This window comes from Marinobacter sp. C7, assembly GCF_022343555.1.
Classification (GTDB): Bacteria; Pseudomonadota; Gammaproteobacteria; order Pseudomonadales; family Oleiphilaceae; genus Marinobacter.
The window spans coordinates 1-3,551 of the sequence record NZ_JAKQZH010000008.1; the positions used below are offsets into that span (position 1 = coordinate 1).

The following is a 3,551-nucleotide window of genomic DNA, read 5'->3' on the forward strand; positions in this document are numbered from 1 at the left end:
TTTGATTTCTGGAGCTTTCGCTCTGCGTTATCCGCAATTGTCTTGGGTGTTATATAGTCAAGCCGCACGAGCAATTAGTATCGGTTAGCTCAACGCCTCGCAGCGCTTACACACCCGACCTATCAACGTCCTGGTCTTGAACGGCTCTTCAGGGACCTCGAGGGTCCAGGGAGATCTCATCTTGGAAGGGGCTTCCCGCTTAGATGCTTTCAGCGGTTATCCTGTCCGAACATAGCTACCGGGCAGTGCGTCTGGCGACACAACCCGAACACCAGAGGTTCGTCCACTCCGGTCCTCTCGTACTAGGAGCAGCTTTCCTCAAATCTCCAACGTCCACGGCAGATAGGGACCGAACTGTCTCACGACGTTCTAAACCCAGCTCGCGTACCACTTTAAATGGCGAACAGCCATACCCTTGGGACCGGCTTCAGCCCCAGGATGTGATGAGCCGACATCGAGGTGCCAAACACCGCCGTCGATGTGAACTCTTGGGCGGTATCAGCCTGTTATCCCCGGAGTACCTTTTATCCGTTGAGCGATGGCCCTTCCATACAGAACCACCGGATCACTATGACCTGCTTTCGCACCTGCTCGACGTGTCTGTCTCGCAGTTAAGCGGGCTTGTGCCATTACACTAACCGCATGATGTCCGACCATGCTTAGCCCACCTTTGTGCTCCTCCGTTACGCTTTGGGAGGAGACCGCCCCAGTCAAACTACCCACCACACAGTGTCCTCATCCCCGATGAGGGGACCAAGTTAGAACCTCAAACATGCCAGGCTGGTATTTCAAGGTTGGCTCCACCGGAACTGGCGTCCCGGTTTCAAAGCCTCCCAGCTATCCTACACAAGCATGCTCAAAGTTCACTGTGAAGCTATAGTAAAGGTTCACGGGGTCTTTCCGTCTAGCCGCGGATACACCGCATCTTCACGGCGATTTCAATTTCACTGAGTCTCGGGTAGAGACAGCGCCCCCATCGTTACGCCATTCGTGCAGGTCGGAACTTACCCGACAAGGAATTTCGCTACCTTAGGACCGTTATAGTTACGGCCGCCGTTTACCGGGGCTTCGATCAAGAGCTTCGGACGAATCCTAACCCCATCAATTAACCTTCCGGCACCGGGCAGGCGTCACACCGTATACGTCCACTTTCGTGTTTGCACAGTGCTGTGTTTTTAATAAACAGTCGCAGGGGCCTGGTATCTTCGACTGGCTTCTGCTCCACCCGCAGGGGCTTCACATACAACCAGCGTGCCTTCTCCCGAAGTTACGGCACCATTTTGCCTAGTTCCTTTACCCGAGTTCTCTCAAGCGCCTTGGTATTCTCTACCTGACCACCTGTGTCGGTTTGGGGTACGGTCTCGAATAGCCTGAAGCTTAGAAGATTTTCCTGGAAGCAGGGCATCAATGACTTCCCGCCCGTGGGCAGTCGTCGTCGCGTCTCAGGATTGTGGACCCGGATTTGCCTAAGTCCACTCCCTACTCGCTTAAACCGGGACAACCGTCGCCCGGCTCACCTAGCCTTCTCCGTCTCTCCATCGCAGCTATCCAAGGTACGGGAATATTAACCCGTTTCCCATCGACTACACCTTTCGGTCTCGCCTTAGGGGCCGACTCACCCTGCGCCGATTAGCGTTGCGCAGGAACCCTTGGTCTTCCGGCGTGCGGGTTTTTCACCCGCATTGTCGTTACTCATGTCAGCATTCGCACTTCTGATACCTCCAGCATGCCTCTCGACACACCTTCGCAGGCTTACAGAACGCTCCCCTACCCCGCATACAAAGTATGCAGCCGCAGCTTCGGTGACCAGTTTGAGCCCCGTTACATCTTCCGCGCAGGCCGACTCGACTAGTGAGCTATTACGCTTTCTTTAAAGGATGGCTGCTTCTAAGCCAACCTCCTAGCTGTCTGAGCCTTCCCACATCGTTTCCCACTTAACTGGTACTTGGGGACCTTAGCTGGCGGTCTGGGTTGTTTCCCTCTTCACGACGGACGTTAGCACCCGCCGTGTGTCTCCCGGATAGTACTCACTGGTATTCGGAGTTTGCCTGGGGTTGGTAAGCCGAGATGGCCCCCTAGCCCAAACAGTGCTCTACCCCCAGTGGTATTCGTCCGAGGCGCTACCTAAATAGCTTTCGGGGAGAACCAGCTATCTCCGGGCTTGATTAGCCTTTCACTCCGATCCACAAGTCATCCCCTGGCTTTTCAACGACAGTGGGTTCGGTCCTCCAGTGCCTGTTACGGCACCTTCAACCTGCTCATGGATAGATCGCCCGGTTTCGGGTCTATGCCCAGCGACTAATTCGCCCTATTCAGACTCGGTTTCCCTACGGCTCCCCTAAACGGTTAACCTCGCCACTGAACATAAGTCGCTGACCCATTATACAAAAGGTACGCCGTCACACCCGAAGGTGCTCCGACTGCTTGTACGCATACGGTTTCAGGGTCTATTTCACTCCCCTCACAGGGGTTCTTTTCGCCTTTCCCTCACGGTACTGGTTCACTATCGGTCAGTCAGGAGTATTTAGCCTTGGAGGATGGTCCCCCCATGTTCAGACAGGATATCACGTGTCCCGTCCTACTCGATTTCACTGAACTCAGGTTTCGGATACGGGGCTATCACCCACTATGGCGGCACTTTCCAGAGCCTTCTCCTACCAGTCGTCCAGCTTAAGGGCTGGTCCCCGTTCGCTCGCCGCTACTGAGGGAATCTCGGTTGATTTCTTTTCCTCGGGGTACTTAGATGTTTCAGTTCCCCCGGTTCGCCTCCTGCACCTATGGATTCAGTGCAGGATACCGACCCGAAAGTCGGTGGGTTTCCCCATTCAGAGATGTCCGGATCACAGCTCGTTTGCCAGCTCCCCGAACCTTATCGCAGGCTTCCACGTCTTTCATCGCCTCTGACTGCCAAGGCATCCACCGTATGCGCTTAGTTGCTTGACTATATAACCCCAAGACAACTGATCACGATTCAACGTTCACCAGGCAAGCCTGGCCAACATCAACTCGAGACAGCCGACTGAAGTCATACAACAACCACTTCAACGACAACACCGGATAACGCTTGAAATCGCTATCACTTTGAACATCTTCTCTCGGAGATAAAGAGAGAAGAATATTCGTGTTCTATCTCGTCCAATTTGTTAAAGAGCAAATCTGACCCAGTGATCAGAAAGAAGGGCTTCGCTTGATCGTTCATCAAACCGAAACGCTTGTTTCTGGACACTGCTAACCGGAGTTAGTCAGTTATGTAACCATCGATCTTTCAGGCTTTTGGTGGAGCCAGGCGGGATCGAACCGCCGACCTCCTGCGTGCAAGGCAGGCGCTCTCCCAGCTGAGCTATGGCCCCTCGATTCCGACCACACAAGCCCGACATCATTTGGTCGAACTTAGAATTGTGTGGATCTAGGCGCTTTGTCGCGTAGCGTGCGAGTAGCACGTGAGCGGCGAAGCAACGACGAGCCACGCAATTCTGGTGGGTCTGGGTGGACTTGAACCACCGACCTCACCCTTATCAGGGGTGCGCTCTAACCACCTGAGCTACAGACCC

Annotated in this window: 2 tRNA genes and 1 rRNA gene; all 3 read right to left on the reverse strand. The window is 54.2% G+C overall.

Annotated elements, in window-relative coordinates:
- Window positions 1-53 precede the first annotated feature (53 nt).
- Window positions 54-2,943, reverse strand: a 23S ribosomal RNA gene (locus tag MD273_RS18350).
- 331 nt (window positions 2,944-3,274) lie between these two features.
- Window positions 3,275-3,350 (reverse strand) — tRNA-Ala (locus MD273_RS18355).
- A gap of 124 nt (window positions 3,351-3,474) precedes the next feature.
- A tRNA-Ile gene (locus tag MD273_RS18360) sits at window positions 3,475-3,551 on the reverse strand.